At 70.5% G+C, this 17,506-nt stretch carries 14 protein-coding genes and 1 pseudogene; 10 read left to right on the forward strand and 5 right to left on the reverse strand.

Annotated features, from left to right (window positions below; all coding sequences use genetic code 11):
* Nucleotides 1-30 precede the first annotated feature (30 nt).
* From ACGFYH_RS03415 to ACGFYH_RS03445, 7 genes and pseudogenes are all read left to right on the forward strand, one after another.
* Complete coding sequence (locus ACGFYH_RS03415) at nt 31-3,012, forward strand: M14 family zinc carboxypeptidase (RefSeq protein WP_393801429.1); 2,982 nt, start codon at nt 31-33, stop codon at nt 3,010-3,012.
* Nucleotides 3,013-3,239: 227 nt separating this feature from the next.
* On the forward strand, nt 3,240-4,250 hold the full coding sequence (gene gap / locus ACGFYH_RS03420; RefSeq protein ID WP_393801430.1) for a type I glyceraldehyde-3-phosphate dehydrogenase: 1,011 nt from the start codon (nt 3,240-3,242) through the stop codon (nt 4,248-4,250).
* Between the two features lie 134 nt (nt 4,251-4,384).
* On the forward strand, nt 4,385-5,596 hold the full coding sequence (locus ACGFYH_RS03425; RefSeq protein ID WP_393801431.1) for a phosphoglycerate kinase: 1,212 nt from the start codon (nt 4,385-4,387) through the stop codon (nt 5,594-5,596).
* Between the two features lie 5 nt (nt 5,597-5,601).
* Entirely contained in the window at nt 5,602-6,378 is a 777-nt protein-coding gene (tpiA, locus tag ACGFYH_RS03430) for a triose-phosphate isomerase (protein ID WP_393801432.1), read from the forward strand.
* 135 nt (nt 6,379-6,513) lie between these two features.
* Entirely contained in the window at nt 6,514-6,750 is a 237-nt protein-coding gene (gene secG / locus ACGFYH_RS03435; RefSeq protein ID WP_393801433.1) for a preprotein translocase subunit SecG, read from the forward strand.
* Between the two features lie 200 nt (nt 6,751-6,950).
* Nucleotides 6,951-7,286 (forward strand): RNA polymerase-binding protein RbpA, encoded by a 336-nt coding sequence (locus tag ACGFYH_RS03440; RefSeq protein ID WP_003976875.1) that lies wholly within the window; start codon nt 6,951-6,953, stop codon nt 7,284-7,286.
* A 92-nt stretch (nt 7,287-7,378) separates the two neighbouring features.
* Nucleotides 7,379-7,549 (forward strand): annotated as a pseudogene (locus ACGFYH_RS03445) (glucose-6-phosphate isomerase); the annotation flags it as partial.
* Between the two features lie 366 nt (nt 7,550-7,915).
* Here the strand turns inward: ACGFYH_RS03445 and pgl are convergent.
* The 5 genes from pgl to tkt are packed head-to-tail and all read right to left on the reverse strand — an operon-like array spanning nt 7,916 to nt 14,508.
* Entirely contained in the window at nt 7,916-8,701 is a 786-nt protein-coding gene (gene pgl / locus ACGFYH_RS03450) for a 6-phosphogluconolactonase (RefSeq protein ID WP_393801434.1), read from the reverse strand.
* Nucleotides 8,698-9,744, reverse strand: coding sequence for a glucose-6-phosphate dehydrogenase assembly protein OpcA (opcA, locus tag ACGFYH_RS03455; protein WP_393801435.1), 1,047 nt, complete (start codon nt 9,742-9,744; stop codon nt 8,698-8,700). Before opcA ends, pgl begins: the two co-directional genes overlap by 4 nt.
* Nucleotides 9,741-11,264 carry a glucose-6-phosphate dehydrogenase gene (gene zwf / locus ACGFYH_RS03460; RefSeq protein WP_393801436.1) on the reverse strand — a complete coding sequence of 508 codons (1,524 nt, stop codon included), beginning with the start codon at nt 11,262-11,264 and terminating at the stop codon, nt 9,741-9,743. The genes opcA and zwf overlap by 4 nt, the downstream gene beginning before the upstream one ends.
* Nucleotides 11,265-11,267: 3 nt before the next feature.
* Nucleotides 11,268-12,386: a transaldolase gene (tal, locus tag ACGFYH_RS03465; RefSeq protein WP_393801437.1), complete on the reverse strand. Its 1,119-nt coding sequence runs from the start codon at nt 12,384-12,386 to the stop codon at nt 11,268-11,270.
* Between the two features lie 34 nt (nt 12,387-12,420).
* The gene (tkt, locus tag ACGFYH_RS03470) at nt 12,421-14,508 is read right to left on the reverse strand and encodes a transketolase (protein ID WP_393801438.1); all 2,088 of its coding nucleotides are present in this window, start codon (nt 14,506-14,508) and stop codon (nt 12,421-12,423) included.
* Nucleotides 14,509-14,875: 367 nt separating this feature from the next.
* Between tkt and ACGFYH_RS03475 the strand changes: the two genes are divergently transcribed.
* From ACGFYH_RS03475 to ACGFYH_RS03485, 3 genes are all read left to right on the forward strand, one after another.
* A complete protein-coding gene (locus ACGFYH_RS03475) occupies nt 14,876-15,844 on the forward strand; it encodes a heme o synthase (protein ID WP_393801439.1) in 969 nt (322 codons plus the stop codon).
* 98 nt (nt 15,845-15,942) lie between these two features.
* Complete coding sequence (locus tag ACGFYH_RS03480; RefSeq protein WP_393801440.1) at nt 15,943-16,287, forward strand: hypothetical protein; 345 nt, start codon at nt 15,943-15,945, stop codon at nt 16,285-16,287.
* A 97-nt stretch (nt 16,288-16,384) separates the two neighbouring features.
* Nucleotides 16,385-17,491: an amidohydrolase family protein gene (locus ACGFYH_RS03485; protein ID WP_393801441.1), complete on the forward strand. Its 1,107-nt coding sequence runs from the start codon at nt 16,385-16,387 to the stop codon at nt 17,489-17,491.
* Nucleotides 17,492-17,506 lie beyond the last annotated feature (15 nt).

Raw genomic sequence — 17,506 nt, forward strand, 5'->3', positions numbered from 1 at the left:
CTGTTGGACAGGCCCCATCTAGGGGGGTTCATGAGACGAAGAGCGAGATCGATCCTCGCTGTCGGCGCGCTCCTGATCGGCGGAGCGAGCTTCGCGCCCATCGCCCAGGCGCAACCCGCGGATCCGGTGACCCCGGACGCGAACGAAGTGAAGGTCTTCCGCGCCGACGTCACCCGGGAGCAGGTACCCCTGCTGCTGGCCGCCGGACAGGACGGCCACGAACTCGGCGAGCAGGTCCCCGACCGGGGCACGGCCGCCGTGGAGCTCTACCTCACCGAAAAGCAGGCCGGCACGCTGGAGAAGCAGGGTGTCGACCTCGCCGAACACACCCTGTCCACCAAGGCCGAGAAGCGGGTCGAGGACGCCGCCGAGGGCGTCTTCCGCCCGTACAGCGGCAGCGGCGGCCTGCGCGAGGAGATCCTGCGCACCGCGCGGGAGAACCCCGGTCTCACCAAGGTCGTCTCCATCGGGAAGACCGTGAACGGCCAGGACATCCTGGCGCTCAAGCTCACCAGGCACGCGAAGAAGTCGAAGGACGGCTCCAAGCCGTCCGTCCTCTACATGTCCAACCAGCACGCGCGTGAGTGGATCACCCCGGAGATGACCCGGCGGCTGATGCACCACTACCTGGACAACTACAAGAAGGACCGGCGGATCAGGAAGATCGTCGACTCCACCGAGCTGTGGTTCGTCCTGTCGGCCAACCCCGACGGCTACGACTACACCTTCGAGGACACCGACCACCGCCTCTGGCGCAAGAACCTGCGCGACGTCAACGGCGACGGCACCATCGGCACCGGCGACGGCGTCGACCTCAACCGCAACTTCGGCTACAAGTGGGGGTACGACGACGAGGGCTCGTCCCCCAACCCCACCAGCGAGACCTACCGCGGCGCGAGCCCGGGCTCCGAGCCCGAGACCAAGGCGCTGGACGCCTTCGAGAAGCGGATCGGCTTCGCGTACGGGATCAACTACCACTCCGCCGCCGAACTCCTCCTCTACGGCGTCGGCTGGCAGGTGGCCACCAACACCCCGGACGACGTCCTCTACAAGGCGCTGGCCGGCACGCCCGACAACTCCGCGGTCCCCGGCTACCACCCGCAGGTCTCCTCGGAGCTGTACACCACCAACGGCGAGGCTGACGGGCACGCGGCCAACGTCAACGGCATGGCGATGTTCACCCCGGAGATGTCGACCTGCCAGACCGTCTCCGACGTGGACCCCGACGACCGGTGGAACGCGCGCGACTGCCGGTCGGGCTTCAACTTCCCCGACGACGAGAAGCTGATCCAGCAGGAGTTCGCCAAGAACGTCCCGTTCGCGCTCTCCGTCGCGGAGACCGCCGCCCACCCCGACCGTCCGTCCTCCTCGGTCGGCCTGGACGCCGCCGACTTCACCCCGGCCCCCTTCACCACCTCCTACGCGCGCGGCGCCGACCAGGAGGTCTCCGTCGTCGTACGCAAGTCCGTGCGCCACAAGGAGCTGAAGTACCGGGTCAACGGCGGACGCACGCACGACGAGGCGCTGCGGCCCTGGCGGGGCGGCGAGACGTACGGCGGCGAGGACAACTTGTACTTCGACGAGTACCGGGCCAGGGTCGGGCACGGCGACCCCGGCGACCGCGTCGAGGTCTGGTTCACCGGCGAGACGGAGCGGGGAACCCCTGACAGGCACGGAAGGCACGGCAAGCGCACCGAGAGCGAGCACTTCACGTACACCGTCGCCGAGCGGCCCCGCGCCAACGTCCTCGTCGTCGCCGAGGAGGGCGCTAAGGCCACGCAGACCCGCACGTACGTGGACGCCCTCAAGGCCAACGGCCGGCGAGCGGCCGTCTGGGACGTCGCCACGCAGGGCGCTCCCGACGCGCTCGGCGTCCTCGGCCACTTCGACACCGTCGTCCACTACACGGGCGCCGCGGTGCCCGGCAACGCCACCCAGCTCCAGCTGCGCGCCTTCCTCAACGAGGGCGGCAGCCTGGTCGAGGCCGGCGAGCAGGCCGGCGGTGACGTCGACCTCGGCGGCGGCACCCTCTCCGACGACTTCAGCCAGTACTACCTGGGCGCCTACACCCGCACCTCGACGTCCGGCGCCACCGGCTTCACCGGCTCCGGAGAACTCGACGGAGCCGGCGGCACGCTCGGCGACGCCCCCGGCAACCCGCTGAACGCCGCCGGCACGTACAGCGTGACCTCCGACGAGCTCGATCCCGGCACCTACCCGCAGTTCGCGAGTGAGGGCGCCGGGAAGTTCGCCGGGACGGTCAACCCGTACGGGCCGTACGCGGGCGGGTGGATGGCCGCCGCCGTCCACACCGACGACGCCTACAAGCGCCTCACCCGCACCGTCGACCTCACCGGCGTCACCGCCGCCGACCGGCCCACGCTCCGCACCCAGCTGCTGTGGGACACCGAGGGCGGCTACGACCACGCCCTGGTCGAGGCGCACACCACCGGCGCCGACGACTGGACCACGCTCGCCGAGGCGGGCGGTGCCACCGGCACGGCCGTGCCCGCGGAGTGCGCGGCCGGGTTCTACATGGGCGAGCACCCCTGGCTGGAGCACTACCTGACCCTGTCCGACGACGGCTGCACCGCGGCCGGCACGACCGGGCGGTGGAACAGCCTCACCGGCTCCTCCGGCGGCTGGAAGCAGGTCGGGTTCGACCTGAGCGCCTACGCCGGGAAGTCCGTCGAGCTGTCGATCGCCTACGTCACCGACCCCGGCAGCGGCGGCCGCGGCGTCCTCGCCGACGAGGCCTCCCTGGTCGTGGGCGGTACGGCGACGCAGACGGAGGGCTTCGAGACCTCGCTGGGCGCCTGGCGGGTCTCCGGGCCCCCCGCGGGCAGCCCCGCCGTCCTGAAGGACTGGTCCCGCACCGGGACCCTGTTCCAGACGTACGGCGCGGTCACCACGGACGACACGGTGCTGCTGGGCTTCGGCCTTGAGCACCTCGCCGAACCGGCCGCCCGCGCGGCACTGGTCCGGCAGGCGCTGCGTGCCCTGGACGAGTGAATTCCGGTGCGCGGGGGACTGACACGGTGTAGCGCATTCGGGTGATCGGTCCCCGTCGCCCAGGGCGGTCCGTACCCCTACTGGCGGGTACGGACCGCCCTGCCGGGTATGGGCCGTCTCGATGTCACCCCCGACGCCGCAGGGAGGTAGGGTCGGAGGTGGTCGGGGACATCCCAAACACAGCTCGCCGGCACATCGGGCCGGCGTACCAACGAGGAGATCGGTTCGTGACGATCCGCGTAGGCATCAACGGCTTTGGCCGCATCGGTCGTAACTACTTCCGCGCGCTGCTGGAGCAGGGTGCAGACATCGAGATCGTGGCTGTCAACGACCTGGGTGACACCGCGACCACCGCCCACCTGCTGAAGTACGACACCATCCTCGGCCGCCTCAAGCAGGAGGTCACGCACACCGAGGACACCATCACCGTCGACGGCAGGACCATCAAGGTCCTCTCCGAGCGCAACCCGGCCGACATCCCCTGGGGTGAGCTGGGTGTCGACGTCGTGATCGAGTCGACCGGCATCTTCACCAAGAAGGCGGACGCCGAGAAGCACATCGCCGGTGGCGCGAAGAAGGTCCTCATCTCGGCTCCGGCCAAGGACGAGGACATCACCATCGTGATGGGCGTCAACCAGGACAAGTACGACCCGGCGAACCACCACGTCATCTCCAACGCCTCCTGCACCACCAACTGCGTGGCGCCGATGGCCAAGGTCCTCGACGAGAACTTCGGCATCGTCAAGGGCCTGATGACGACGGTGCACGCGTACACGAACGACCAGCGGATCCTGGACTTCCCGCACAAGGACCTGCGCCGCGCCCGTGCCGCCGCGGAGAACATCATCCCGACCACCACGGGTGCGGCCAAGGCCACCGCGCTGGTCCTGCCGCAGCTCAAGGGCAAGCTCGACGGCATCGCGATGCGCGTCCCGGTCCCCACCGGCTCGGCCACCGACCTGGTCGTGGAGCTCCAGCGCGAGGTCACCAAGGACGAGGTCAACGCCGCGTTCAAGAAGGCCGCCGACGACGGCGACCTCAAGGGCTTCCTGTTCTACACCGAGGACGCGATCGTCTCCTCGGACATCACCGGCGACCCGGCCTCCTGCACCTTCGACTCCTCCCTGACCATGGTCCAGGACGGCAGGACGGTGAAGATCCTCGGCTGGTACGACAACGAGTGGGGCTACTCGAACCGCCTCGTCGACCTCACGGTCTTCGTCGGCAACCAGCTCTGATCGACTTCAGCAAGGCACCTCGATGCGGTAGCAGGGCTCGGGCAGCGCAAGGCCGCGCTGTCCGGGCCCTGCGTCGCGTCCGCCGCGACCAGCCCTCGTAGGATCACGAGCGATCCGAGAACCCAGGAGCCCTCTTGAAGACGATCGACGAACTGCTCTCCGAAGGCGTCGCGGGCAAGCGCGTCTTCGTCCGCGCCGACCTGAACGTGCCGCTGGACGGCACCACCATCACCGACGACGGCCGCATCCGCGCCGTAGTGCCCACCGTCAAGGCCCTGGCCGACGCGGGCGCTCGCGTGATCGTCGCCTCGCACCTGGGCCGCCCCAAGGGCGCCCCGGACCCCGCCTTCACCCTCGCCCCGGCCGCCGCCCGTCTCGGGGAACTGCTCGGCGCCGACGTCGCCTTCGCCGAGGACACGGTCGGCACCTCCGCCGAGTCCACCGTGTCCGCTCTGGCCGACGGCCGGGTCGCCGTCATCGAGAACCTGCGCTTCAACGCGGGCGAGACCAGCAAGGACGACGCCGAGCGCGCCGCCTTCGCCGACAGGCTGGCGGGCCTCGCGGACGTCTACGTCGGCGACGGGTTCGGTGCGGTGCACCGCAAGCACGCCTCGGTCTTCGACCTCCCCAAGCGGCTGCCGCACTACGCCGGCCACCTCATCGCCACCGAGGTCGGCGTCCTGAAGAAGCTCACCGACGAGGTCGAGCGCCCCTACGTCGTCGCCCTCGGCGGCGCCAAGGTCTCCGACAAGCTCGCCGTCATCGACCAGCTGCTCGGCAGGGCCGACCGGCTCCTCATCGGCGGCGGCATGGCGTACACCTTCCTGAAGGCCAAGGGGTACGAGGTCGGCGTCTCCCTGCTCCAGGAGGACCAGATCCCGGTCGTCAAGGAGTACATCGAGCGCGCGGAGAAGAACGGCGTCGAGCTGGTCCTCCCCGTCGACGTCCTGGTCTCGGGCGGGTTCCCGGACCTGAAGGCCAAGGCCCCGACCCACCCCACCACCGTCGCCGCGGACGCCATCCCGGCGGACCAGCTGGGCCTGGACATCGGTCCCGAGTCCCGCAAGCTGTACGCATCGAAGCTCGCCGACGCCGCCACCGTGTTCTGGAACGGGCCCATGGGCGTCTTCGAGCACCCCGACTACGCCGAGGGCACCAAAGCGGTCGCCCAGGCCCTCCTCGACGCCCCGGGCTTCACCGTGGTCGGCGGCGGCGACTCCGCCGCGGCCGTACGCACGCTCGGCTTCGACGAGAACGCATTCGGCCACATCTCGACCGGTGGCGGCGCCTCCCTCGAATACCTCGAGGGCAAGACGCTCCCCGGCCTCGCCGCACTGGAGGACTGACCCCGATGACCACCCGCACGCCGCTGATGGCGGGCAACTGGAAGATGAACCTCAACCACCTCGAGGCCATCGCGCACGTCCAGAAGCTCGCCTTCGCCCTCGCGGACAAGGACTACGACGCCGTCGAGGTCTCCGTCCTCGTACCCTTCACCGACCTGCGCTCGGTGCAGACACTGGTCGAGCACGACAAGCTCAAGATCAAGTACGGTGCCCAGGACGTCTCCGCCCACGACGGCGGCGCCTACACCGGCGAGATCTCCGGCCCGATGCTGGCCAAGCTGCGCTGCACCTACGTCGCGATCGGCCACTCCGAGCGCCGCCAGTACCACGGCGAGAGCGACGCGCTGGTGAACGCCAAGGTCAAGGCCGCCTACAAGCACGGTCTGACCCCGATCCTGTGCGTCGGCGAGGAGCTGGACGTCCGCGAGGACGGCAAGCACGTCGAGCACACCCTCGCCCAGGTCGAGGGCGGTCTGAAGGACCTCCCGGCCGAGCAGGCCGAGACCGTCGTGATCGCCTACGAGCCCGTGTGGGCCATCGGCACCGGCAAGGTCTGCGGCGCCGACGACGCCCAGGAGGTCTGCGCGGCCATCCGCGGCAAGCTCGCCGAGCTGTACTCCGAGGAGCTGGCCGGCAAGGTCCGCATCCAGTACGGCGGCTCCGTCAAGTCCGGCAACGTCGCCGAGATCATGGCGAAGCCCGACATCGACGGCGCCCTGGTCGGCGGTGCCTCGCTGGACTCGGACGAGTTCGTGAAGATCGTCCGCTTCCGCGACCAGTAGCCGGCGGCGGGTCGACCGGCAGATCGACCGGTGAGTATGCGGTAGCGGCGATACGTCGTACCCTTGCGGGGGCATGGTGGCCTGCTGTCACCGTGCCCCCGTCGTTCATCCGAATCCGAGGAAGTTGGTCCAGCCGTGGTTTTGGGGTTCTCGATCGCCCTGATCGTCTTCAGCCTGATGCTGATGCTGCTGGTGCTGATGCACAAGGGGAAGGGCGGCGGCCTCTCCGACATGTTCGGTGGCGGCATGCAGTCGTCCGTCGGCGGCTCCTCGGTCGCCGAGCGCAACCTCGACCGGATCACCGTGGTGGTCGGTCTGTGCTGGTTCGCGTGCATCATGGTGCTCGGCCTGCTCATGAAGGCCAACAACTGACACCTCACGCACTTCCGCACGTAAAGCCCCATGTTCGGTACGCGCCGCACGGCGCCGCCTATCATGGGGCTTGCGTCTGCGCGCTGGAGCTTGTAACTCCAATCACTAGACGCGCGTTGGGCCTTACGTAGACTGAGGCGCTCGCAGTGAAGCGAAACGCCGACTCGCTTCGCGGCACCATGACGCAGGGAGTTACGACCGTGGCAAGTGGCAACGCGATCCGGGGAAGCCGGGTCGGGGCGGGGCCGATGGGCGAGGCCGAGCGTGGCGAGTCCGCGCCGCGTCTGCGCATCTCCTTCTGGTGCTCCAACGGACACGAGACACAGCCGAGCTTCGCGAGCGACGCCCAGGTCCCGGAGACCTGGGACTGCCCGCGCTGCGGCTTCCCCGCCGGACAGGACCGGGACAATCCGCCGGACCCGCCGCGCACCGAGCCCTACAAGACCCACCTGGCGTACGTGCGCGAACGCCGCAGCGACGCGGACGGCGAGGCCATCCTCGCCGAGGCGCTCGCCAAGCTGCGCGGCGAGATCTAGTTCCGTCTCCGTCGGCCGCCTCAACTTCTGACCAACTAGGGCGGACCAGCCGGGGCAGCTGGGACACCCGGGGAAGACGGCTGACGTCCGACATGAACGCAGACGGCCGTACCAGGCTCAACCGGCGGCCGGAAGGGGCCGCGCTGGCCGAACACCGCGAGCAGCCCGGCGAGGTGCGGCTGCGCGAGCTGTTCGCCCAGGGCCCCGGGCGGGCGGAGCGGTACGTCGTGCGCGTCGGCGACCTGCGCGTCGACTACTCGCGCCCGGACCGCACCACCCCTACGCGCCGGCCACGCCGCCGTTCGCGCCACACCGTCACGGCCCCGGCAGCCCCTACTCACCGGGCCCGGGCCGTTCCTGACGCCTCAGGACCCGTGGCCGCCGCCGGGGGAGCGGAGGAGCCGACCGGGCCCGGCGCCCCGACCGCCGTGCTCAACGACGTGCGCGTTCCCGCCGAGTACAACCACCTGCTCTTCGACGCCGAGAGCGTCACCTCGATCCTGGGCCTGACCGCGCTGCGTCCGCAGGAGCGGCGGGACCACCTCTTCCGGTAGCCGCCCACCACGACGGAATGCCGGGCTCCGCGCTCGCGGAACCCGGCGTTCTCTCGCTCTCGGACGCTCTCGGACCTACGCCGACGCCGGTGGGTACAGCGACCTCGGCAGCTGGGACGCCGCCGCCGAGTCCAGGAGCCACAGGGTGCGGGCGCGGCCCCGGGCGCCCGCTGCCGGGGCCTGGATCTCGCCCGTGCCCGACAGGGCCATCGCCACCGCGTTCGCCTTGTCCTCGCCCGCCGCGAGCAGCCACACCTCACGGGCGGCGCGGACCGCGGGCAGGGTCAGGGAGATGCGGATGGGCGGCGGCTTGGGGGAGCCGTGGACGCCGATCACCGTGCGCTCCGTCTCCCGGACTCCGGGGTGCTCCGGGAAGATCGACGCCACGTGGGCGTCCGGGCCGACGCCGAGGAGCAGGACGTCGAAGGACGGGACCGCGGCGTGGTTCTCGGGGACGGACGCCGCGGCCAGCTCCTGCGCGTAGGCGGCGGCCGCCGCCTCCACGTCCGCACCGTACGGGCCGTCGGACGCCGGCATCGCGTGCACGCGCTTCGGGTCCAGCGGCACCGCGTCGAGCAGCGCCTCGCGCGCCTGGGTGACGTTGCGCTCCGGGTCACCCTCGGGCAGGAAGCGCTCGTCGCCCCACCACAGGTCGATCCGGCCCCAGTCGACCGCGTCCCGGGCCGGGGAGCCGGCGAGCGCCGCGAGCAGGCCGTTGCCGTTGCGGCCGCCGGTGAGGACCACGGACGCGCTGCCCCGGGAGGCCTGCGCGTCCACGATCTTCGTGATGATCCGGGCCGCCGCGGCCTCGGCCATCAGCGCCTTGTCACGGTGCACGACCAGCTGCGGGGTGTCGCTCATTTCGCCGCCGCCTTCCTTACCGGGGTCTTCTCCTGCGTCGCGTCCTTCGCGGGAGCTTTCGCGGCGGTCCCGGCCGCCGCGGCGGCACCGTCCCGGTCACCGGCGCCTCCTTTGGCGGGCGCGTTCAACCGGTTCACCCCGTACCGCAGGGCCGACGCGTACGTGTCGTCCGGGTCCAGGCGCCGCAGCTCCTCCGCGATCAGCTCGGCCGTCTCGCGGCGCTTGAGCGCGACCGCCCGGGCCGGCTGACCCTGGATGGAGAGGTTCGCCAGTGAGCCGTCGGCCCGGTCCAGGACGACCGGACCGCAGTCGGTGTCCATCCGGACCGCGGTCAGACCGGGACCGTTCGACACCGAGCGTTCCACCGGCACGTCCAGCCGGTCCGCGAGCCACATCGCGAGCAGCTCACAGCTCGGGTTGAACTCCTCGCCCTCCACCTCGACCGACCGCACCCGGCAGTCGGTCTGGTCCAGGGCCGCCGCCAGCATCGAGCGCCAGGGCGTGATCCGGGTCCACGACAGGTCGGTGTCGCCGGGGGCGTAGGCGTCGGCGCGGGCCACCAGTTCCCGTATCGGCTCCCCGCAGGCGTAGGTGTCGGTGACCCGGCGCTGGGCGAGCGCGCCCAGGGGATCCCTGGCCGGGTCCAGCGGAGCGTTCACCGGCCACCACACCACGACCGGCGCGTCCGGCAGCAGCAGCGGCAGGACCACCGACTGGGCGTGGTCGACGACGTCGCCGTACAGCCGCAGCACGATCGTCTCGCCGGTGCCCGCGTCGGCACCGAGCCGTACCTCGGCGTCCAGCCGGGACCGGGTGCGGTCCCGGGGCGAGCGCGAGACGCGCTTGATGACGACGAGTGTGCGCGAGGGGTGCTCGTGCGCGGCGTCGCTCGCGGCCTTCAGCGCGTCGTAGGCGTTCTCCTCGTCGGTGACGATGACCAGGGTGAGCACCATGCCGATGGCCGGGGTGCCGATGGCCCGGCGGCCCAGGACAAGCGCCTTGTTGATCTTGCTGGCGGTGGTGTCCGTGAGGTCTGTCTTCATGGCCGGCGCCAGCTCCGTCCGTCTCGCTCCAGCATGTCGTCCGCCTCCACGGGCCCCCAGGTGCCGGCCGGGTACTGGGCCGGGGTGCCGTGCCGGTCCCAGTACTCCTCGATCGGGTCGAGGATCTTCCAGGACAGCTCGACCTCCTCGGTGCGCGGGAAGAGGTTGGCGTCGCCCAGGAGGACGTCGAGGATCAGGCGTTCGTACGCCTCCGGGCTCGACTCGGTGAAGGACTCGCCGTAGGCGAAGTCCATGGACACGTCCCGGATCTCCATCGACGTGCCCGGCACCTTGGAGCCGAAGCGGACGGTGACGCCCTCGTCGGGCTGGACGCGGACGACGATCGCGTTCGAGCCGAGTTCCTCGGTGGCCGTGGTGTCGAAGGGGGAGTGCGGGGCGCGCTGGAAGACGACGGCGATCTCCGTGACCCGGCGGCCGAGGCGCTTGCCGGTGCGCAGGTAGAAGGGGACGCCCGCCCAGCGGCGGTTGTCGATACCGACCTTGATCGCGGCGTAGGTGTCGGTCTTCGACTCGGGGTCGATACCCTCCTCCTCCAGATAGCCGACGGCCTTGGCGCCGCCCTGCCACCCGGCCGCGTACTGGCCGCGCACGGTGTCCCGGCCCAGGTCCTTGGGGAGCCGGACCGCGCCGAGCACCTTGGTCTTCTCGGCGGCCAGCGCGTCCGCGTCGAAGGAGGCGGGCTCCTCCATCGCGGTCAGCGCGAGCAGCTGGAGCAGGTGGTTCTGGATGACGTCACGGGCGGCGCCGATGCCGTCGTAGTAACCGGCCCGGCCGCCGATGCCGATGTCCTCGGCCATCGTGATCTGGATGTGGTCCACGTAGGACCGGTTCCAGATCGGCTCGAACATCGTGTTGGCGAAGCGCAGCGCCAGGATGTTCTGGACGGTCTCCTTGCCCAGGTAGTGGTCGATGCGGAAGACCTGGTCGGAGCCGAAGACCTCGTGGACGATCGCGTTGAGCTCCTCGGCCGACCTCAGGTCGTGGCCGAACGGCTTCTCGATCACCGCGCGGCGCCAGGAGCCGCTCGACTGGTCGGCCAGCCGGTGTTTCTTCAGCTGCTGGATGACCACCGGGAAGGACTTCGGCGGCACCGACAGGTAGAAGGCGAAGTTGCCGCCCGTGCCCTGTGCCTTGTCCAGCTCCTCGATGGTGCCGCGCAGCCGCTCGAAGGCGTCGTCGTCGTCGAAGGTGCCCTGGACGAAGCGCATTCCCTGGAGGAGCTGCTGCCAGACCTCCTCGCGGAACGGAGTACGCGAGTGCTCCTTGACGGCGTCGTGCACGACCTGGGCGAAGTCCTCGTGTTCCCAGTCGCGGCGGGCGAACCCGACGAGCGAGAAGCCCGGCGGCAGCAGACCCCGGTTGGCGAGGTCGTACACGGCGGGCATGAGCTTCTTGCGGGACAGATCGCCGGTGACGCCGAAAATGACGAGACCCGACGGCCCCGCGATACGCGGGAGCCGTCGGTCTGCGGGGTCACGCAGCGGATTGCTGCTCGACAATTTCTAGCCCTTCGAGGGAGCGAGGCGCTTGAGCTCCGCCTCCGTGGACTTCAGCAGGTCGTTCCAGGCGTCCTCGAACTTGTCGACGCCCTCCTTCTCGAGAAGCTTGACCACCTCCTCGTAGGGGATCCCGAGCTTCTCGACCGCGTCGAGGTCGGCGCGGGCCTGTTCGTAGGTGCCGGCGACGGCGTCGCCGGTGATCTCGCCGTGGTCCTCGGTGGCCAGCAGCGTGGCCTCCGGCATGGTGTTGACCGTGTTGGGCGCGACCAGGTCGGTGACGTACATGGTGTCGCTGTACGCCTTGTCCTTCACGCCGGTCGACGCCCACAGCGGACGCTGCTTGTTGGCGCCGGCCTTCTCCAGGGCGGCCCAGCGGTCGTCGCCGAAGACCTCCTCGTACGCCTGGTAGGCGAGACGCGCGTTGGCGACGGCGGCCTTGCCGCGCAGGGCCTTGGCATCGTCGGTGCCGAGCGCGTCGAGCCGCTTGTCGATCTCGGTGTCCACGCGGGACACGAAGAAGGACGCCACGGAGTGGATCTGCGACAGGTCGAGGCCGCGCTCCTTGGCCTTCTCCAGGCCGGTCAGGAAGGCGTCCATGACCTTGCGGTAGCGCTCCAGCGAGAAGATCAGCGTGACGTTGACGCTGATGCCCAGGCCGATGGTCTCGGCGATCGCCGGGATGCCGGCCTCGGTCGCCGGGATCTTGATCAGCGTGTTGGGCCGGTCCACCAGCCAGGCGAGCTGCTTGGCCTCGGCGACCGTCGCCCGGGTGTTGTGCGCTAGGCGCGGGTCCACCTCGATGGAGACCCGGCCGTCCTTGCCGCCGGTGTTGTCGTAGACCGGGCGCAGGATGTCGGCGGCGTCGCGGACGTCCGCCGTGGTGATCATCCGGATGGCCTCTTCGACGGTGACCTCGCGGGCGGCGAGGTCGGTGAGCTGCGTGTCGTAGCCGTCGCCCTGCGAGATGGCCTTCTGGAAGATCGACGGGTTGGTGGTGACGCCCACGACGTGCTGCTGGTCGATCAGCTCGGCGAGGTTGCCGGACGTGATCCGCTTGCGCGACAGGTCGTCCAGCCAGATCGCCACGCCTTCATCGGAGAGGCGCTTGAGTGCGTCTGTCATGGAAAATGCATCTCCTACGTGTCGTATACGGGCGTCAGCGTCGGGCCGCGGCGAGAGATTCCCGCGCGGCCGAGGCCACGTTCTCGGCGGTGAAGCCGAACTCCTTGAAGAGCACCTTGGCGTCCGCCGAAGCACCGAAGTGCTCCAGGGAGACGATGCGGCCGGCGTCTCCCACGTACTTGTGCCAGGTCAGTCCGATCCCGGCCTCCACCGCGACACGGGCCCTCACGGACGGGGGCAGGACGCTGTCCCGGTACCCCTGGTCCTGCTGCTCGAACCACTCGACGCACGGCATGGACACCACACGGGTCGGCACACCGTCGGCCTGGAGCCGCTCGCGCGCCTCCACGGCGACGTGCACCTCGGAACCGGTCGCGACGAGCACGACCTCGGCGTCGCCGCCGTCCGCATCGAACAGCACGTAGCCGCCCTTGGCCGCGCCCTCGTCGGGTTCGTACGTCGGCACGCCCTGGCGGGTGAGCGCCAGACCGTGCGGCTGGCCCTTGCCGAACTCCTTCGTCCAGCGGCGCAGGATCTCGCGCCAGGCGATGGCGGTCTCGTTGGCGTCGGCCGGGCGGACCACGTTCAGACCCGGGATGGCGCGCAGCGAGGCCAGGTGCTCGACCGGCTGGTGGGTCGGACCGTCCTCGCCCAGTCCGATGGAGTCGTGCGTCCACACGTACGTCACCGGCAGGTGCATCAGCGCCGACAGCCGCACCGCGTTGCGCATGTAGTCGGAGAAGACCAGGAACGTTCCGCCGTAGATGCGGGTGTTGCCGTGCAGCGCGATGCCGTTCATCTCCGCGGCCATCGCGTGCTCGCGGATGCCGAAGTGGATGGTGCGCCCGTACGGGTCCGCGCCGGGCAGCGGGTTGCCCTCGGGGAGGAAGGACGACGTCTTGTCGATCGTCGTGTTGTTCGAGCCCGCCAGGTCGGCCGAGCCGCCCCACAGCTCGGGGACGACCGCGCCGAGCGCCTGGAGCACCTTGCCGGACGCGGCGCGGGTGGCGAGGCCCTTGCCCGCCTCGAAGACCGGGATCTTCTCCTCCCAGCCCTTCGGCAGCTCTCCCCCGGCCACACGGTCGTACTCGGCGGCGCGCTCCGGGTTGTTGTCCCGCCACTGCTGGAAGGACTTCTCCCACACCGCTCGGGCCGCCCGGCCCCGGTCCAGCGCCTGCCGGGTGTGCGCGATGACCTCGTCGGAGACCTCGAAGGACTTCTCCGCGTCGAAGCCCAGGACCCGCTTGGTGGCGGCGACCTCGTCGTCGCCGAGCGCCGAGCCGTGCGCGGCCTCGGTGTTCTGCGCGTGCGGGGCGGGCCAGGCGATGATCGAGCGCATGGCGATGAAGGACGGCCGGTCGGTGACCTTCTTCGCCGCCTCGATCGCGTCGTAGACCGCGTTCGGGTCCAGGTCGCCGTCCGGCTTCGGGGCGACGCGCTGCACGTGCCAGCCGTACGCCTCGTACCGCTTGCAGGTGTCCTCGGAGACGGCGGTCTCGGTGTCGCCCTCGATGGAGATGTGGTTGTCGTCCCACAAAAGCACCAGGTTGCCGAGCTTCTGGTGGCCCGCGAGGGAGGAGGCCTCGGCGGAGATGCCCTCCTGGAGGCAGCCGTCACCGGCGATGCAGTAGATGAAGTGGTCGAACGGGGACTCGCCCTCGGCGGCCTCCGGGTCGAACAGACCGCGCTCGTAGCGGGCGGCCATCGCCATGCCCACCGCGTTGGCGACACCCTGCCCCAGCGGGCCGGTCGTGGTCTCCACGCCCGTGGTGTGGCCGTACTCCGGGTGGCCGGGGGTCTTGGAGCCCCAGGTGCGGAAGGACTCGAGGTCCGCCAGCTCCAGGCCGAAGCCCGCCAGGTACAGCTGGGTGTAGAGGGTCAGGGACGAGTGGCCGGCGGACAGCACGAAACGGTCGCGTCCGACCCAGTTCGCGTCGGCGGGGTCGTGCCGCATCACCTTCTGGAAGAGGGTGTAGGCGGCGGGCGCCAGGCTCATCGCCGTACCCGGATGGCCGTTGCCAACCTTCTGTACGGCATCGGCGGCCAGGACGCGGGCGGTGTCCACGGCCCGCTGGTCCAGTTCGGTCCACTCGAGGTCTGCGGTGGTCGGCTTGGTGCTCACCCTGAGTCAGGGCTCCTCTCCATGTCGGATGCCGGTGCACGGATGCACCGGCTGCCGGCGCGTCCGTGAATCGGCCGGCCATTGTCGAGCCTACCCCCGTAAGTACGTGCGTTTTTCCGCTGGAAACCAGACTGCCGGGACTCTTCTCGATCCGCCTGTCGACTGGGCGAAACCGCATTCGGCAAGTGAATACGGAGCCGCTCATCTGACTGCTCAACCGACTGTCCGAACGCACGTCGGAGCGCCCGCGTCACAGCACCCCCGCCAACACGAGCGCACCCCCGCGAAGGCCGAGGTATGGGCAACGTCTAAAGTGGCGTGGTACGCGCGAGCCTTCACCGCCACTTCACATGGGGGGCTTGCTGGGATGTCTCTGTCAGGGGTGTGCGTGACGGCCGTTGAATCCCGTCCTGCGGGGGTTATCGGGACGAACCAGAGCCCGAGTCACCGGCCGTTCGGGGCCCGTGTCAAGGCGTTCGTGGCGCTGACCAAGCCGCGGATCATCGAGCTTCTGCTGATCACCACCGTTCCGGTGATGTTCCTCGCCGAACAGGGTGTTCCGGATCTGCGGCTGGTGCTGCTGACCTGCGTCGGCGGATACCTGTCGGCCGGCGGCGCCAACGCGCTGAACATGTACATCGACCGCGACATCGACGCGCTGATGGACCGGACCTCGCAGCGCCCCCTGGTGACCGGCATGGTCGGCCCGGCGGAGTGCCTGGTCTTCGGCATCACCCTGGCCGTCGTCTCCACGCTGCTGTTCGGCCTCACCGTCAACTGGCTGTCGGCCTGGCTCTCGCTCGGCGCGCTCCTCTTCTACGTCGTCGTCTACACGATGATCCTCAAGCGCCGTACCTCGCAGAACATCGTCTGGGGCGGCATCGCCGGCTGTCTGCCGGTGCTCATCGGCTGGTCGGCCGTGACCGACTCGATGTCCTGGGCGCCGGTCATCCTCTTCGGGGTGATGTTCTTCTGGACGCCGCCGCACTACTGGCCGCTGTCCATGAAGGTCAAGGAGGACTACGCGCGCGTCGGCGTGCCGATGCTCCCGGTGATCGCCTCCAACAAGGTCGTCGCCCGGCAGATCGTCATCTACAGCTGGGTGATGGTCGTCGTCTCCCTGCTGCTGACGCCGCTCGGCTACACCGGCTGGTTCTACACGGCGGTCGCCCTGCTGGCCGGCGGCATGTGGCTGTGGGAGGCCCACGGGCTGCAGAACCGCGCCAAGGCCGAGGTCACCGGCGGCAAGCTCAAGGAGATGCGGCTGTTCCACTGGTCCATCACCTACGTGTCGGTGCTGTTCCTGGCGATCGCGGTGGACCCGTTCCTGCGCTGAGCGCCCCATGGTGAGGCCGCCCGACGGGCGGGGCGCGTGGTCAAGGCCACGCACCCCGCCCGTCGCCGTTCGATCTACCCGTCGGTAGCATCCTGGTCATGGCAGACACGCAGCAGGTTGAGACGAAGGCGGACCGGCGGGCCGAGCGCCGGGTGGCCAGGCTGGCCGGGCGGATCGGCTCCTTCTCCGAGGCCCACGGCGGTGCCGAGGCCCAGGTGGCCTACCTCGGCGAACGCGGCGCCCGGATCGTGCTGGTCGGCGAGGACGGCGCCTGGGGCGATCTCGTCGCGCGCTCCTACGAGACGGCGCGGCAGGCTGTGGAGAAGTCCGGGGTCACCGTCCACGAGGACTTCGACGGCGAGTTCGCCGCCAAGGTGACGACCGGTCCCTACGAGTGGTCGCGCATGGCGGGCATCCAGGTCGGAGGCCCGAGCAACACCTGAGGCCGGGTTCACCCGTTAGGACCGTAGGAAGCCGCGAGGCGCGCGAGCCGCGAGGCCGCGAGCCACGAGGCGCACGGTCCCAGCACGGGGAGCCCGGATGATCGAAACGCCGTCCCTGGTGGACCAGTACTGCCACGGCGTCCTGAGAACGGAGCTGGGCCTCGGCACCTTCGAGGCCCAGCTGGCCCGCACCGAGGGCCCGCCCGCACCCGGCACCACCCTCTTCGACACCCAGACCGGCTTCGCGGTACGCCGCTGGTGCCCGCCCCTGCTCGGCCTGGAACCGCACTGCCCGCCCGCCCGCTACCTGGCCCGGCGCCGCGAGCTGGGTGTCATGGAGGCCGACCGCCGGCTGCTGCGCGGCAGCGGCGTCACGACCTACCTGGTCGACGCGGGACTGCCCGGCGACCTCACCGGACCCGCCGAGATGGCCTGCGCAGCGGACGCGGACACCCGCGAGATCGTCCGCCTGGAACTGCTCGCCGAACAGGTCGCCGACACCTCGGGGACCGTCGAGTCCTTCCTCGCCAACCTCGCCGAGGCCGTGCACGGCGCCGCCGCCGGCGCGGTCGCCTTCACCTCCGTCGCCGGTGTACGGCACGGCCTGTCGCTCGCGCCGGAACCTCCCGGCGCCGGCGAGGTGCGCGGGGCCGCCGCCCGCTGGCTGACCGGGCGCGAGGTCGGCGGGGAGCTGAGCGACCCGGTGCTGCTGCGCCACCTGCTGTGGATCGCCGTCGCCTCGGGGCTGCCGCTCCAGCTGCACGCGGGCCTCGGCGAGCCGGGCCTGCGCATCGACCGCACCGACCCGGTCCTGCTCACGGACTTCGTGCGGGCCACCGCCGGCCTCGGCACCGACCTGGTCCTGCTGCACGGCTACCCGTACCACCGTCACGCCGCCCATCTGGCCGGCGTCTTCCCGCACGTCTACGCCGACTCGGGCGCCGCCCTGCTGCGCACCGGCGCCCGGGCCGCCACGGTCCTCGCGGAGATCCTGGAGCTGGCGCCCTTCGGCAAGATCCTCTTCTCCAGCGGCGCGCAGGGCCTGCCCGAGCTGCACGTGGTCGCGGCCCGGCTGTTCCGCGAGGCCCTCGGCAGGGTGCTGGGCACCTGGGTGGCCGAGGGGGCGTGGTCGCCCGGCGACGCGCAGCGGGTGGCGGGGATGATCGCCTCGGGAAACGCCGGGCGGGTGTACGGACTGGAATGAGTCGTCGACACTGGG

It is taken from the genome of Streptomyces sp. NPDC048392 (genome assembly GCF_043200575.1).
Lineage (GTDB): Bacteria > Actinomycetota > Actinomycetes > Streptomycetales > Streptomycetaceae > Streptomyces.